Source organism: Clostridium folliculivorans, assembly GCF_024341905.1.
In the GTDB taxonomy this organism is placed as follows: Bacteria; Bacillota; Clostridia; order Clostridiales; family Clostridiaceae; genus Clostridium_AR; species Clostridium_AR folliculivorans.
The window spans coordinates 347,246-362,944 of record NZ_BQXY01000003.1 but is presented as its reverse complement, the minus strand read 5'-3'; the positions used below and the strand labels follow the sequence as shown (position 1 = coordinate 362,944).

Below are 15,699 nucleotides of genomic sequence, written 5' to 3'. Positions count from 1 at the left end.
TGAATTATTGTACTTAAGAAGGAGAATTTTAATGAATATTGAAGAACTAATTGAAAGAATTAATTTTTTATATAAGAAGAGCAAGGAAGAGGGGCTAAATGAACAAGAGAAAGAAGAACAGCAAGAATTAAGAAAAGATTATATAGAAAGAGTAAAAGGTAATTTTAGAGCGCAATTAAATACAATTGAACCTAAAAATTTAAAGAAATAATAAAGGATGATATTTTATGGGTATTGTAACCGTTGAAAAATTAGTTAAAGATTTTGATTTCGAAGTACTAGTAGAAGGTGAAAAGAATATTCCTATAACAGTAAGCGACATAAATAGGCCGGGGTTACAACTTGCAGGGTTTTATAATTATTTCGCCCCAGAAAGAATACAAGTTATTGGGAAAGCCGAATGGAGCTTTTTAGATGATATGGGAGTGGACCTTAGAAAAAAAAGAGTTAATAAGTTTTTTAGTTTTAATGTAAGTTGTCTTGTAATCACAAGAAATTTAGATCCTCATGAGGAACTTATAAAGGCCGCTCAGAAAAACAAAACATGGGTTCTGAGAACTGAAATGATGACTACAAAGTTTATGAGTAAAACTACGATATATCTAGCAGATAAAATGGCACCTGAAACTAGACTTCATGGTGTGTTAGTTGATGTGTATGGTATAGGTATTTTAATTACTGGTGAAAGTGGAATAGGAAAAAGTGAAACTGCGCTTGAACTTATAAAAAGAGGACATAGACTTGTTACTGACGATGCAGTTGATATTAAAGAAATTGATGAAGATTTAATAGGAACATCACCGCATATTACTTTTGGAATGTTAGAAGTTAGAGGTATGGGAATAATCGATGTATCTGCACTGTATGGATTAAGTTCTGTACTAGCATCAAAGGAGATAAAGCTTGCTATTCATTTAGAGCATTGGAGAGATGACGGAGATTATGATAGATTAGGAATTAATGCTGAATTTGTTGATATCTTAGGAGTTAACATACGAAGAATGAGAGTGCCTATAAGACCTGGTAGAAATATTGCTGTAATAATCGAGGCTGCAGCAGCTAATTATAGATATAATCTTATGTCCGATACAACTCCAGTTGACATAATTGAAAGCAGAATGAATAAAACAGAAGAATAATTCACATAAGTTTTTTAATTCATGTACATAATAGATAGAGCATTTAAAAAAGGTGATATTTATGATTGTATATGATATTTGTGATAATTTAACAGTGGTAGACCAATGGGAACTAGAAAGATCTTATTATTGGATCTGTTGTGATCAAAAGGAAGTTCATAAACTTGGAGTTATATTCTCTGCTGAAACTATTGAAGAGTGCCAAAATTTTAGACAATATCCGAGAATAGATTACTATAAAAACTATTCTTTTATGGTGTTTAATGCACTTGACAATGAGGACTTAGAGATAATTCCTAGAGAGATTGATATATACCTAGGTAAAAGTTTTATTGTTACTGTTTACAAAAATGAAGTGAAACTTATATCTAATCTAATGGAAGATATTGAGAAGGATAAAAATTGTTTTATATTAAAAAAAAATTGTAAACCTTACATAATCTTATATTATATTCTAGATAGACTTATAATAAATAATTATAATATTATTGCAGATTTAGAGACAGAAGCTGATAGGATAGAACTGGATATATTAAAATCTCCTAAATCAAAACATATAAATAAACTTGTATCGTTAAGAAGAGAAAGCTATAAATTAAGAAAGCTTCTTAACCCGCTTAGATATATAGGGGATGCTCTGCTGCTCAATGAGAATAATGTAATAGAGCATGATCAGATGTATCTATTTAGGAATCTAAACGATAAAATAGAAAAGTTATTAGCTTCTATGGAGAGTCTAGCTCAGGACCTCGCTATGGTAAGAGAAGCATACGAAGCTGAAATAGGTATCAGAACAAATGAACTCATGAAGGCTTTTACAATAATAACTGCTGTATTTCTCCCTTTACAACTTATAACCGCCATCTTTGGAATGAGTTTTGAACACATTCCTTTTAAGAATGATAGATTTGCTTTTGAAGGATTGATAGGAACCATGGCGTTTTTAGTAGTAATCTTAATGGCTATATTCAAAGGGAAAAAAATACTTTAGTGTTTTATAATTCAAGTTAAATTTTTAAAATATGATTGTTTATAAGATTAAACATATAATTATAGAGGTATAAAAGGAGGACAAATATGACTAAGAAGACATTGACCAGGGAAATCCCTAATGCTTGGGATAAGTATTCCGATGAGGATATTAAAAAGGTTTTTGATGTAAGCGATAGATACAAACAGTTTATGTCAGCTTGCAAAACTGAAAGAGAGTGCGTAGATGAATTTGTAAAAATGGCTGAGGAAAAAGGCTATAAAGATTTAAAGGAAATCATAAAAAATGGAGATACTCTAAAAGCTGGAGATAAGGTTTACGCTAATAATATGGGCAAAACTCTAGCTATGTTTGTTATAGGAAAACAATCTTTTGAAAAAGGTCTTACAATTCTAGGGGCTCATGTAGATTCACCAAGACTTGATATAAAGCAAAACCCTCTATATGAGGATTCTGAGTTAGCCCTTTTAGAAACACACTATTATGGTGGAGTAAAGAAATACCAGTGGGTTGCTATTCCGCTAGCTATACATGGTGTAGTTGTGAAAAAAGACAATACTGTTGTAAATGTAGTAATAGGTGAAGATGATAATGACCCTGTAGTTGGAGTATCGGATTTGCTCATACACTTGTCAGCTGATCAATTAGGTAAGAAGGGGGACAAGGTTGTAGAAGGAGAAGATTTAAATCTTTTAGTTGGAAGTAGACCGATAAAAGATAAAGATGTTAAAGAAAAAGTAAAGGAAAATATACTTGTCATATTAAATGAAAAGTATGATATCACAGAAGAAGATTTTGTTTCAGCAGAACTAGAAATAGTACCGGCAGGTAAGGCAAGAGACTATGGACTTGATAGAAGTATGGTTATGGCGTATGGACATGATGATAGAATATGCGCATTTACTTCTTTTGAAGCAATAGCAAAGATAGATGAAACAGAGAAGACCTGTGTTGCATTGTTTGTAGATAAAGAAGAAATAGGTAGTGTAGGTGCTACTGGAATGCATTCTAAGTTTTTTGAAAATATAGTTGCTGAAGTTATGGATAGAGTAGGTGAATATAGTGAACTTAAGCTTAGAAGATGTTTAACTAATTCAAAGATGCTCTCTTCTGATGTAAGTGCAGCTTTTGATCCAAACTATCCATCTGTTATGGAAAAGAAAAATGCAGCTTTCTTTGGAAAGGGAATAGTATTTAATAAGTACACAGGATCAAGAGGTAAAGGTGGTTGTAATGATGCTAATCCAGAATTTATAGCGCAAATAAGAGCTATAATGGATAAGCATAATGTTGCTTGGCAAACTGCTGAACTAGGAAAGGTAGATCAAGGTGGTGGTGGTACCATTGCGTATATACTTGCAGAGTATAATATGGAAGTAATTGATTGTGGTATCGCACTTCAAAATATGCACGCTCCATGGGAAGTTGCTTCTAAGGCTGATATATATGAAGCTGTTAGAGGTTATGAAGCTTTCTTAATTGAAGCGTAGTTAATGAATTTGGAATTATTATAAAAAATAGAGGGTTAAGCTGAGGCTTAATCCTCTATTTTAGCTTTTTTAGCATTACATTAATGGAATAATTAACAATACAATTATTATATAAATATTATTATAGGCTAAGTAATAAAGTAGAGGGATAATATCATTAATGTAATATATTTATGAACAAAAACGTTTTTTACGAATATAATAAAATATACTAATGAGGGAGGAGTAATTATGGACAAGTCGAGATTTAGAAATTATGGGCTATGGGTTTCAATAGCAGCATTAATCCCTATGGTTTTGCAGGGATTTGGATTAGATATACTTCCTTCAAATTATAAGGATATTATAAATGCACTTCTAACAATACTTGTAATGGCTGGAATATTAAACGACCCAACTACAACTGCAAAATGGTTTTTTGATGATAAAGCTAAGACAGAAGAGCCTATAGCAGAAGAAAAATATGATAAAGTTACTGAGGCAACAATATCCAGAGAAAACAATGAAGTGAAGTAAAGTCTTATTGGTATAAATAAAAAGAGATTCTTTAAAAAAAGAATCTCTTTCTTAACGTATAAGTAAATATAAGATTTTCTATTGAATAAGTAAATATAAAATTTTCAAACTATTTTAGTTTAGATGTTCCGTTTAGTTTTCAAAATTTTTATAAAGAGCCATAAACTTATTAAAATCTTCTTCATCTATAGACATATCACCTATATCACCATGTTTAGTATCACCTTCAGTTATTCCATGAAAATCAGAACCACAAGTGAAAACCAGATTGTTATTTCTACAAAGACTTACCAAATAATTTTGATCTTTTTTAAAGTTCATAAAATATACTGCTTCCAAACCATCAAATCCAAGTTTTAATAAGTCTTCTGGAGAATTTTTCTTAAGAAGTATTGGGTGAGCAAGTATTACTACTGCGTTATATTTTTTTAATAATGCAATCCCCTCTTCTACAGTAATGATTTTATTTGGTACATAGGCAGGACAATTGTTTCCTATAATATTATCAAATATATAATCCCAGCTATAGTTATATCCGGCTTCAATTATGCTCTGAGCAATATGAGGACGTGCTACTACACCTTCACCTTTTTCTAATACTTTTTCATAATCAAGTCCTATATTAAAATGAATTTTTAATTTATCTACTATGCTTTTAGCTCTAGTTACTCTTGAGGTTTTAAGGTCTCTCAAAAAATTTTGTAAGCCTTTATCTTTATAAGAATCATCTCTAAAGTAACCTAATACATGAACACTTTCTTTATTATTACAAGAAAGTTCAATACCGGGAATTAGATTAATGCCATAAAGTTTTGCTGCTTTTTGAGCTTCTTCAATTCCTTCTGTATTATCGTGGTCGGTTATGGCTAAATATTCAATTCCTTTTGACTTCGCTCGCCTTACTACTTCAGTTGGAGACATTTTGCCGTCAGAAGAAGTTGTATGACAATGAAATTCTGCTTTTATATTCAAATGAGTATCATTCCTTTCAATACTATATATTTTCCTGTATTTTTTGATATAATGATTTTAACATACATTACTAAAGAGTTCCTAGTTTAACTTTTAATTTGTTCATGCCATATAATCACAATTAGACGTGATTATTGAATAAGTGTAAAGTAAATTTCAATAAAATTTACTTGAAACTTAATTTATTATATAAAATACTAGTAGGAATATAATTATAAGCATATAGATTTATGAAATATAATACATACGGATAGAATACAGGAGGCAATACATGGTTAATCATGATAAAATAAGGCAAGCAGCAAAACTAATAATTGAAGCTATAGGTGAAGATGTAAATAGAGAAGGTTTGATAGAAACTCCAGATAGGATTGCTAGGATGTACGACGAAATCTTTTCAGGTATCGGGGAAGATGCAGAAAAATATCTTTCTAAGCAATTTACTATAGAAAGCGACAACTTAGTATTAGAAAAAGATATAAGTTTTTACTCTATGTGCGAACATCACTTTTTACCTTTTTACGGCAAAGCACACATAGCATATATACCAAATGGTAAAGTTACTGGCTTATCTAAGCTGGCTAGAACTGTTGAAGTATACTCTAAGAAACCTCAATTGCAGGAGAGACTTACAGAAGAAATAGCAGATGCTATTATGAAATACTTAAATGCTAAAGGCGTAATGGTTATTATAGAGGCTGAACATATGTGTATGGCTATGAGGGGGATAAAAAAGCAAGGCAGTATTACTGTTACCACCACCTGTAGAGGTGACTTCTTAAATGATAATAATCTTAAAAATGAAGTGTTCAGTCTCATAAAATTATAATCTAGTAAAAGATATTTATATATTATTAAGAAATTGTGGTGATAAAATGGAGAGAGTTAATTATATATTAAACAGTCCAAAGTATAAGTTTTATCTCTCACAAATTGAAGCTTGTGAGATTGATAGAATATATTGTAGACATGATTTAAAGCACTTTTTAGATGTTGCAAGGATAGCTTATATCATGGTGCTAGAGCAGAATATGCAAATTTCAAGGGAAGTAGTATACGCTACAGCTATATTACATGATATAGGAAGATTTAAACAATATAAGGATGGAACACCTCATCATGAGGCATCTTATGAAATTGCTAAGATCTTATTAAAAGAGGCAAGTTTTAATGAGGAAGAAAGTGATAAAGTACTTAAAGCTATATTAAATCATAGAAATGATAAAGAGAATGGATTCGATTATATATTTTATAAAAGTGATAAATTGTCAAGAGACTGCTATACATGCAAGGCAACTCTTACTTGTAATTGGGAAGAAGAAAAAAGAAATTACAATATAACATATTAGTTTTTAATTTGAGGTGATAATAATGTACATAGGAAATAAAAAATTTATTTTTGGTGACAAAACTTATATAATGGGAATCCTTAATTTGACCCCAGATTCATTTTCAGATGGAGGAAAATTTAACTGTTCAAAAAATGCAATTGATCATGCTGAAGTTATGATAGCTGAAGGTGTAGATATCATTGATATAGGAGGAGAATCAACAAGACCTAACCACGAACCTGTTGATGAAAAGGAAGAGTTACAAAGAGTCATTCCAATTATTAAAGCTATTAGAGAAAAACTGGATATACCTATATCAATAGATACATATAAAGGGAAAGTTGCTGAAGAAGCTATAAAGGCTGGTGCTAATTTAATAAATGATGTTTGGGGATTTAAAAAGGATAAGTATATTGCAGAAGTAGCTGCAAAATATGATGTGCCTTGTTGCCTTATGCATAACAGAGATAATACTGAATATGGTGATATAATAGAGGATATGATAAGTGATTTTAAAGAATCTATATCTATAGCCATAGCTGCTGGTGTAAAAAAAGAAAATATAATACTTGATCCAGGAATAGGCTTTGCTAAAAGCTACGAGCAAAATTTATATGTAATGAATAATTTAGAAAAATTTAATTGTTTAGGATATCCTTTACTTTTAGGAACTTCTAGAAAATCATTTATAGGAAACACCCTAAATTTGCAAGTAGATGAAAGGGTTGAGGGGACTGTGGCAACAACTGTAATTGGTATAATGAAAGGATATGATTTTGTAAGAGTTCATGATGTGAAAGAAAATAAAAGAGCAGCAGTGATGACTGATGCAATTGTAAGAAATAGATAAACTTAGGAGGATAAATAGATTGGATAAGCTTTATATAGAAAATCTAGAGTTATTTGCGAATCATGGTGTATTTGGCGAAGAAAAATCATTAGGTCAAAAATTTATAATATCACTGGAACTTTTCTTCAATTCAAGAGAAGCTGCAATTACAGGAGATTTAACTAAATCAGTTCACTACGGAGAACTATGTCATAAGCTTGAAAAAGAATTTCAAAAGGAAAGCTATGATTTAATAGAAACGGCTGCAGAAAAAACTGCAGAATTTATTTTAAGGGAATATACAATATTAGAAGCTGTTAAAGTTACAATAAAGAAACCATGGGCGCCTATAGGAAAACACCTAGACTACGCAGCTATTGAAATATATAGAAAATGGAACAAGGCATTTATAGCATTAGGTTCTAATAAGGGAGATAAAAACTATAATCTATTGACTGCTTTAGACATTATAAGTGAATCTGGACACACTAAAGTAAATAAAGTATCAAATTTTATTACAACAGAACCTTGGGGATATGAAAATCAAGAAAAATTCCTAAATGGTGCAGCTGAGATATCAACTATACTCTCACCAAGAGAACTAATTGATTATTTGTTACAAGTAGAAAGCGAACTAAAGAGAGAAAGAATTATAAAATGGGGACCTAGAACCATTGATTTAGATGTCTTAATTTATGAGGATGTAATCTCATCAGATGAGCATATTGTAATTCCACACCCAAGAATGCATGAAAGGTTATTTGTAATAGAACCACTGGCAGAAATTGCTCCTTATGAATTTCATCCAATACTTAGAAAAAGAATATTTGAAATAAAAGAACAATTGCTTAGTAATCTGAAATAAAAAAGTTCTATTCTTAAATTTAAACTACGGTAAAGTGATGTTTTGAAATATACTTATTTCAAAGTAAAACTTGTGGACTGATTATACAATTCAGTATGTTAGTACATAAGCTATAAAAGTATTAATAAATAATAGTGTATCCAAAAGTTAATTGTTTTGGATACACTTTTTCTTTTGAATCAATCTATATATAGGCTTATTTGTTAAAAACGTATTTGCAGAAAGAATCTAATCTATAAGCCAATGGAATATTATCCATACTAAGATAATCCTCCTCAAAAACACCATCCCAAGGGAAAATAGAAACCACATTTTCGTCATATACATTAATAACATATTTATCATCTGATATCTTTATGAAAAGTTTGTATTTTGGCTTTTCTGGAAGATTAGCAGGTTTTTTTATAAAGTTATCATTTTTTAAGGATTTAATGAAATCTATTAGGATTTTGTCGTCTTCCTCTTTTGCTGGTAATTCCTTGTAAACATCTGTGTCAAAGGCAGAAATCTGAAACTTATTATTACTTATAAGCTTGTACAATTCTTCCGTATAATAATGATTGGATGGTTTCTTTTTTAAGTTTATGTACTGTGAGTCAGAACATCCTATAAAGGTTAATGAAATAATTAAAATAAGAATTAATGAAAGAAGTTTTTTCATGAGACCTCCGTAAACATATTATTACTTTAAATAATATGTAATTGGCTACATCGATAGAACATTTTACTGAAATTTGAATAATATATATAGATACAAATTTTTAGTATAGTTTTTTACATAGTACTAGATAAGGAGGAAAGCATATTGAAGTATGGGCTGGATATAGAGAACAAAGTTGTTTCTTCATATGTGAATAAAAGATTGATAAGAAATGGACATTCAGTTGTAAACTTTCAGGAAGATAATAATAAGTTATTTGGAGAAGTTCTGTTTAGAAAAGCTTTATTAGCAAATCAAACTAGAGTAGATCTGTATATAAATATTGAAAACCAACAAACTGAAGTTGATTTAGTAGATATATATGTAAGTAAAGGTGAATGGATATTAAGTTTTTTATTAGAGCTCAGAGAAAAAATGAAAAGTATTGGTTTTGATGAAGTTAATATTAAGGATGGGGCAAGTTTATATCTATGTAAAAAGATAAAAGCACCCTCATTAATCATTAGAATTAAATCAAGTACTATAGATATAGGTGCTAAAGAATTCGAAAAAGAACTTGCTGATTGGCTAATTAACATATTTAGTTAAAAGTTTTAATGTTAAAAATAGCTCAGATTACTTATAGAATAGTTTAAGTGTATTTTTAATTGTCAAAATCATTAACTGTTTAGTAAGGACATATATAAATTGTCACTTAAATTAAAACTAAAGGAATCTGAGCTACAGTTTATACAAAAAGTTAAAGACTTACTAAGTCTTTAACTTAAATTTATATTTAATCAGTAAAGTTCTTATTCATGGATTAATCGCACTTAAACTTATCTTTTTCATTTTTATTTTTATCATTCTCATTTGAAGCATTTCCAAGCTTAACTCTACTAATTAGAAACCCAACAGTAGAAAATAGAATATTTCTTATTTCTCCGATAGTAGAGTTGGTTTGATCAATGCTTGTCCAATAAGACAACATAATAACAGCCAAAGATAACAGTGACATAAATCCAGCAATTAGAACTTGAAACTTTTTATCTCTAAGATTATCATTTGGTATAATCTGATCACCAAATATATACCCGAATATAGATGACATCACTGATCTTATGGTTTCGTTTGAGGACGAAGAGAATCCACCATTTATAAATATTGTGATGCATGTGTGAACAAAAGCTATGAATCCTAGAATTGTTAAGAATCTCATTGCGAGACATTGAGTCTCCCAAATCTTCTTCAACTTCTTTATTTTCTTGAACATAGGCATCACCCTCTTAGATATAATATGATAATTAATAATAAATTGTTACTTAATATTAGACATAAATATATCTTTTTTTTAATATTATAGATTGAATTAATTTATTCTAGAAGGGGTAATATGCTTACTATTGCAACATTAGGACCTAAAGCTAAAACTCAGCAAGAGATAAAAAGATTGATTGAGGAAGGAGCAAATGGAATAAGAATCAATTTTTCACATTGTGATTATGAGAGTGTTAAGGAAACCATTAGATACATAAAAGATAACTTTCAAACAATTAATATTATAGGAGATATACAAGGACATAAAATAAGAGTAGGACGATGTTTTAGAGAAGTAAGAAAAACTGCAAAAGGTGAAATAGTATATTTTTGTTCAGAAGATAGGTATGAAGAAATACTTAAGGTTTGGGATGGACGAAAAGAAGTGTTGATTCCTCTAACTATTAGGGAACAGGATTTATTAGATTCTCCAATGAAAACTGTATATATGAAAGATGGAAGTATGGAATATACAGTGATAAGTAAAAAAAATTCAATGTTACAGTGCAGAGTTGTTTGCGGTGGTGTAGTTCGAGCAGAAAAGGGCTGTAATCTTCCAGGACTCAATAGGCAAACTAGGGATATCAGCGACAAGGACTTGAAAGATATTAAATTTTGCATTGAGAATAAAGTTGATACTATATTGTATTCATATGTTTATGATGATAAGGATATAGTAAAATTCAAAAGTGCCGTAATTAGGGTAAACATTGAAAAGAGTTATGAACCTAAGTTGTGGGCAAAGATTGAAACTGAAAAAGCTATAAATAATATAAAATCTATATCAGAAAAGGTAGATGGAGTGGTACTAGGGAGAGGAGATTTGCTGCCAGAAACCAATATATATAAGATGGCCTTATACCAACATAATTTTATAAGAGCTATGAAAAACAGTAATAAAGATGTTATAATTGCAACTCATGTGTTAGATTCATTAAAAGAAAATTATAAACCAACAGTAAATGAGATGAATGATATATTCTATTGCATAGGCGGTGGGGTAAGTGGTTTCATGCTTACAGGTGAAACTTCCATAGGGAGAAACCCTGTGAATGCCGTTATAGTATTAAAAAAGGCAATAGATTTTTATACAAAAGTATTCAAAAAGAATTAATCGGATATTCTGGATATCACTTTATAGAGTATTAACTTTACAATTGGATTCGTATTTTTATTATTATCCATCTTTAGTTATGAAAATTGCATAGAAATTAAAATATGGAGTAAGAGGAACCAAGATGAAGAGCATTAATTCATTTTGGTCTTTTTATTATATATGGATGTACTACTTCGTAAGACCATCGAAAGCATTGTTTTGAGTCTAATGATTGAAGAAGTATGTCAGTTTAGAGGAATAGATAACTTCTTCATATTTGGAACTGTTTTACCTATTGCAAGTTTTTTGTACAATAAGGATTTGAGTAGTATAATATAAGAAATCGAATGATAAATTGCTCAGAAGCTAAAAATAAAATTATAATGAATTTATTGCCTGCCAGGTTTTCTAAATGTATTTTTGGAAAGGCTAAGGTGGAAAAATGTATTGGCGTTTTTAGAGTTCCTAGCTCAACTATTAATTTATACATGCCTAAAAATCCCCAGAAGCCAGGATTTTCAAACAAGTATAAATTAAGTTTCGACATAGGAACTCTTTAGAAAGGATAAAAATGAAGGTAAGAACAGGTGAAAAAGCCCTAGCATCATTAGTTATTATGCTTATAGGTTTTATAATTACGTTATTTTCAAATAATAGCTCCATAATGATATTGTTGCAAAATGGATTTGAGGCAGGACTAGTTGGAGGCCTGGCAGATTGGTTTGCAGTATCAGCACTTTTTCGTCATCCGATGGGGATACCAATCCCGCATACAGCTCTTTTGCCAAGAAACAGAGAAAGAATAACAACCTCCCTTGTTTCAATAGTTGAAAATGATTTGTTAAATAAAGAAAGTGTAATTAATAGAATTAGCAAAATCAGTTTTACAAAGAAAGTATTAGAAATGTCTAGGAATCACGTATATTCAAGCCAAGTGAAGTTAGCGGTAGTCAATATTGCTAATAGGATAAAGAATTCTATATCCATAACGGAAATGGCAATATATTTTAACACCACAATAAGTGAGTACATAAATTCTATAGATACAAAAAAGGTGTTAGAGGATCTAATAAATCAAATTTTTAATAATAATTATGATGATAAGATTTTTGATGTTTTAATTGATAATGTTGAAGATGTAATTAAGAGAGAAGATGTAAAAAAAGAAATTGCTATTACCTCTGTTAATACAGCAAAGAAAATGCCTAAAAAGGGTATGATTCAATTTACGCTTAGTAAAGTTACTGATATTATTGGTGAGGATAAAGTTGGTAGTAAAGTTCAAGAGTTCATACTTCTCATGCTGAAGGAGTTAAAATACAAAGATAATCCGAGTAGGATAATGGTGATGAAGTCTATTCGTGATAATATTATAAAAATTAGTGAAGATAAGAGTGTTATAGAAAAGTTAAACCAATATAAGGTGGATATAAGCAATAACGATAAAATTAATGATTTCTTGTTAAAGATATTACAAAGCTTAGAAGCCCAAATATTAGATTTTATCAATGATGATAAAATTGTAGAGGAAAAAATATTGCCAGTTTTAGAAAAGCTAATTAATGATATGTCAAAAGAAGATGAACTTGTGGAAAATATTGATCAATATATACGTTCGCAAATATCTAATTATATTAATAAGAATCATGAAAAGATAGGTGTTCTAGTTAAAGAAAATATAGAGAAACTTGACACTGAAGCTCTTATTGATTTGATAGAAGATAAGGTTGGCGATGATCTACAATGGATAAGAATAAATGGAGCAGTTTGTGGATTTTTAATCGGGTTAGTATTAGGTGGTATTAAATTGATGGTTAGGTGAAGAATCTGCTAAAGAACTGTGTTGAAATTAATTGGTCATCCATCCAATGCCTTAATGAACTTTGCAAAGAATTAATATGATTTTGTCATATTCCATCTCCTGCATAGCTAATTAATTTCAATAATATTTTTGAACATAGGTTAATGTATAAGTATAAAGAATTACAGGATACTACCGATAAAACATACAATGAGATATGATAAATACTATACTTAATTATAGCCTAGAATTAAAAATTGAGTTACAAATGAAAGGGGAGATACAGTGAGTAATGATTTGCCGGTTATTGGAGTTGTATTGAAAGATGGTCATGTAGAAAGTTATGATTATATGACAGCTGTAAAAAACGATTTTCATCATACTTTTATAATGTCTTCAAAAGATAAAAATGAACTTGATTATGATAGTGCTTTGAGGTTTGTTAAGCTCGATGGTGAGGAGTTTTATACCTTAGAAGGTGAGCCAGCGCTTGATCCTCACACTGTTGGCAAGAAGCAGATCAGTATATTTGCAGCTCATTGTATAGATAATGGAGTTGATCCAAAAACAAGAGTGAAAATAAAAGATCACAAATTGGAAACTTATTATGAAGGTAAATTTATTGGAGCTTTGAAAGATTTTTTAAAAGAAATATAAGTTTATGAGACTATCCAAAATAAATTAAGTTTTATATTGGATAGTTTATTTTTTTAGGTTAGAGTAGACAGGCATATACTCTAAATATGAAAAAGTTCAAAGGGATATACTGCAATTCTAATAGAGAATCGAATATATTTTACATAGAGTTAACTTAAGTAGCAATATTATTAATAATCCTGTGATATATTTTAACTAAATGTATAAGGTACTCCATATATGATTAGTTATTAAACACAAGAGGAGATTAAATGATGATAAATGGATTAATTGATATTTCAAATTATAGTGAGGTGGCTGAATTGAAAGGTATACTTGATAGTAAAAATATTTCTACAGTTTATCAACCTATCGTTTCACTTTTAGATGCTACAATTATAGGCTACGAAGCGTTGAGTAGGGGACCTGTAAGTTCGCCACTACAAAATCCAGATGAACTATTTAAGTCTGCTCAAACTTACAATAAGACCTGGGAATTAGAGCAACTATGTAGAATAAAGGCTATAGAAAGAGCAACAAATCTTGAAAAGGATAAATATCTTTTTATAAACGTAGATCCTCATATTTTTAAGGATGAAAAATTTAAAAGAGGTTTTACAAAGGAATTCCTAGCAGAGCATAATATCTCACCTGATTGTATAGTATTTGAAATAACAGAGAAGACATGTATAGAAGATTATAAGGGGTTTAGGCAAGCTCTTGATAATTATGTGGATCAAGGATATAAAATTGCAATAGATGATACAGGTTCAGGCTATTCAGGTCTTAAAATGTTAAATGAAACAAAGCCTCATTATGTTAAAATCGATATGGACTTAATAAGAGATATAAATAAAGATTCTTTTAAGCAATCTTTATTGGAGTGTTTTGTGAAACTTTCAGAAGCTACTAATATGAAACTTATAGCTGAAGGAATAGAGACAGAAGAGGAATTAAAGACTCTAATAAGTTTAGGTGTATATGCAGGACAAGGATACTTTATTAGTAGACCAGCAGGTACATTTTTAGATATTCCTGGTCCGATAAAAGAATTAATTATAAGATTTAATAAATTAAAAGAAAATATGTATAATAATTATACTTCCAATAATATAGGTGAAATTGTAGTTAATGATAGAACTTTTAGTGCTACAACTCAATGTAAAGAGATTAAAGAGTATTTTGATTTTAATGATATTGCAGGAGCTTGTATTATAGAAAATGAAAAGCCTGTTGGATTGATAATGAAACATACTTTGGACTCTGCCCTTGCTACCCAATTTGGTGTAGCAGTTTTTACAAAACGACCTATATCCTTAGTGATGGATGAAAATCCATTAGTAGTAGATTATCATACACCGGTTAATGAAGTATCAAGAATGGCTATGTCTAGAAAAGCAAAAAATATCTATGATTATATTATTGTAACTAATAATGATAAATATTGCGGGGTAGTTTCTATAAAAAACTTACTTAATTATAATACGATGTTAGAATGTAATTATGCTAGACAACTTAATCCGCTGACAGAGCTTCCTGGTAATATGGTTATACAAAATACTATAAACAATATTCTTAAAACAGAGCGTACATATTGTATATTTTATTTTGATCTAGATAATTTTAAAGTTTACAATGATACATATGGGTTTGAAAATGGAGATAGAATTATCAAATATACAGCTCAATTAATAAATACTGAAGTAAAGTCGCTTTTTCCTTACAACGGATTTGTTGGACATATCGGAGGAGATGATTTTGTTAGTATATTGGAGAACCCAATTGAAGAATGCAAAAATCTATGCAGCAAAATAGTAGAACAATTTAATCAGGGTATCTTAAATTTTTTTAATGAAAATGATAGGAATAATAAATATATTGAAGCTGTAGATAGAAAAGGCAACAAAGAAAAACTTCCTATTACATCTCTTTCAATCGCAGGCGTATATGGTAAATTCGATAGCTATTCTAATCCTGAAGATGTTGCTCTTTATGTTGCTGCGATTAAGAAAGAAGCTAAGAAGATTCATGGTAGCTGCTATCTAATAAAAGAAATTAACTAATAATATTGCTTGG

At 29.8% G+C, this 15,699-nt stretch carries 18 protein-coding genes; 15 read left to right on the top strand and 3 right to left on the bottom strand.

Translation table 11 applies throughout. The features are described 5' to 3' along the window. The first annotated feature begins 31 nt into the window (after positions 1-31). The 5 genes from OCU55_RS11880 to OCU55_RS11860 all read left to right on the top strand — a co-directional run bounded on the left by OCU55_RS11880 (position 32) and on the right by OCU55_RS11860 (position 4,136). Positions 32-211, top strand: coding sequence for a DUF896 domain-containing protein (locus OCU55_RS11880; protein ID WP_206870060.1), 180 nt, complete (start codon positions 32-34; stop codon positions 209-211). Between the two features lie 16 nt (positions 212-227). Beyond that, positions 228-1,139, top strand: coding sequence for an HPr(Ser) kinase/phosphatase (gene hprK / locus OCU55_RS11875; protein WP_261852524.1), 912 nt, complete (start codon positions 228-230; stop codon positions 1,137-1,139). 61 nt (positions 1,140-1,200) lie between these two features. Beyond that, positions 1,201-2,130: a magnesium transporter CorA family protein gene (locus OCU55_RS11870; RefSeq protein ID WP_261852523.1), complete on the top strand. Its 930-nt coding sequence runs from the start codon at positions 1,201-1,203 to the stop codon at positions 2,128-2,130. 86 nt (positions 2,131-2,216) lie between these two features. After that, positions 2,217-3,620, top strand: coding sequence for an aminopeptidase (locus OCU55_RS11865; protein WP_261852522.1), 1,404 nt, complete (start codon positions 2,217-2,219; stop codon positions 3,618-3,620). A gap of 231 nt (positions 3,621-3,851) precedes the next feature. Then, the gene (locus tag OCU55_RS11860) at positions 3,852-4,136 is read left to right on the top strand and encodes a phage holin (RefSeq protein WP_261852521.1); all 285 of its coding nucleotides are present in this window, start codon (positions 3,852-3,854) and stop codon (positions 4,134-4,136) included. A gap of 132 nt (positions 4,137-4,268) precedes the next feature. Here OCU55_RS11860 and OCU55_RS11855 read toward each other — a convergent pair whose 3' ends face one another. Continuing rightward, on the bottom strand, positions 4,269-5,108 hold the full coding sequence (locus OCU55_RS11855; RefSeq protein ID WP_261852520.1) for a PHP domain-containing protein: 840 nt from the start codon (positions 5,106-5,108) through the stop codon (positions 4,269-4,271). A 271-nt stretch (positions 5,109-5,379) separates the two neighbouring features. On the opposite strand from OCU55_RS11855, the gene folE reads away from it, so the two are divergent. Genes folE through folK form a run of 4 tightly spaced genes read left to right on the top strand, consistent with a single transcriptional unit; the run spans position 5,380 to position 8,133 of the window. Beyond that, entirely contained in the window at positions 5,380-5,937 is a 558-nt protein-coding gene (folE, locus tag OCU55_RS11850; protein WP_261852519.1) for a GTP cyclohydrolase I FolE, read from the top strand. Positions 5,938-5,983: 46 nt separating this feature from the next. Continuing rightward, on the top strand, positions 5,984-6,457 hold the full coding sequence (locus OCU55_RS11845) for an HD domain-containing protein (protein ID WP_261852518.1): 474 nt from the start codon (positions 5,984-5,986) through the stop codon (positions 6,455-6,457). Positions 6,458-6,479: 22 nt separating this feature from the next. Beyond that, entirely contained in the window at positions 6,480-7,289 is an 810-nt protein-coding gene (gene folP, locus OCU55_RS11840; protein WP_261852517.1) for a dihydropteroate synthase, read from the top strand. A 19-nt stretch (positions 7,290-7,308) separates the two neighbouring features. Further along, entirely contained in the window at positions 7,309-8,133 is an 825-nt protein-coding gene (gene folK / locus OCU55_RS11835; RefSeq protein WP_261852516.1) for a 2-amino-4-hydroxy-6-hydroxymethyldihydropteridine diphosphokinase, read from the top strand. Between the two features lie 196 nt (positions 8,134-8,329). On the opposite strand, the gene OCU55_RS11830 is transcribed toward folK, so the two are convergent. Beyond that, positions 8,330-8,794 carry a DUF4883 family protein gene (locus tag OCU55_RS11830; protein ID WP_261852515.1) on the bottom strand — a complete coding sequence of 155 codons (465 nt, stop codon included), beginning with the start codon at positions 8,792-8,794 and terminating at the stop codon, positions 8,330-8,332. 144 nt (positions 8,795-8,938) lie between these two features. On the opposite strand from OCU55_RS11830, the gene OCU55_RS11825 reads away from it, so the two are divergent. Further along, positions 8,939-9,382: a hypothetical protein gene (locus OCU55_RS11825; RefSeq protein WP_261852514.1), complete on the top strand. Its 444-nt coding sequence runs from the start codon at positions 8,939-8,941 to the stop codon at positions 9,380-9,382. 214 nt (positions 9,383-9,596) lie between these two features. Here the strand turns inward: OCU55_RS11825 and OCU55_RS11820 are convergent, their stop codons facing one another. Further along, the gene (locus tag OCU55_RS11820; RefSeq protein WP_261852513.1) at positions 9,597-10,046 is read right to left on the bottom strand and encodes a hypothetical protein; all 450 of its coding nucleotides are present in this window, start codon (positions 10,044-10,046) and stop codon (positions 9,597-9,599) included. A gap of 120 nt (positions 10,047-10,166) precedes the next feature. Here OCU55_RS11820 and OCU55_RS11815 point away from each other — a divergent pair, with 120 nt between their 5' ends. The 5 genes from OCU55_RS11815 (at position 10,167) to OCU55_RS11795 (ending at position 15,686) form a co-directional block, all read left to right on the top strand. Further along, the gene (locus tag OCU55_RS11815) at positions 10,167-11,204 is read left to right on the top strand and encodes a pyruvate kinase (protein WP_261852512.1); all 1,038 of its coding nucleotides are present in this window, start codon (positions 10,167-10,169) and stop codon (positions 11,202-11,204) included. Positions 11,205-11,348: 144 nt separating this feature from the next. Further along, positions 11,349-11,525: a hypothetical protein gene (locus tag OCU55_RS11810; protein ID WP_261852511.1), complete on the top strand. Its 177-nt coding sequence runs from the start codon at positions 11,349-11,351 to the stop codon at positions 11,523-11,525. 232 nt (positions 11,526-11,757) lie between these two features. Then, a complete protein-coding gene (locus OCU55_RS11805; protein WP_261852510.1) occupies positions 11,758-13,008 on the top strand; it encodes a DUF445 domain-containing protein in 1,251 nt (416 codons plus the stop codon). Positions 13,009-13,272: 264 nt separating this feature from the next. Further along, positions 13,273-13,644, top strand: a complete 372-nt coding sequence (locus OCU55_RS11800; RefSeq protein ID WP_261852509.1) for a hypothetical protein — start codon at positions 13,273-13,275, stop codon at positions 13,642-13,644. A gap of 254 nt (positions 13,645-13,898) precedes the next feature. Next, complete coding sequence (locus OCU55_RS11795; RefSeq protein ID WP_261852754.1) at positions 13,899-15,686, top strand: GGDEF domain-containing protein; 1,788 nt, start codon at positions 13,899-13,901, stop codon at positions 15,684-15,686. The last annotated feature ends 13 nt before the right edge of the window (positions 15,687-15,699 follow it).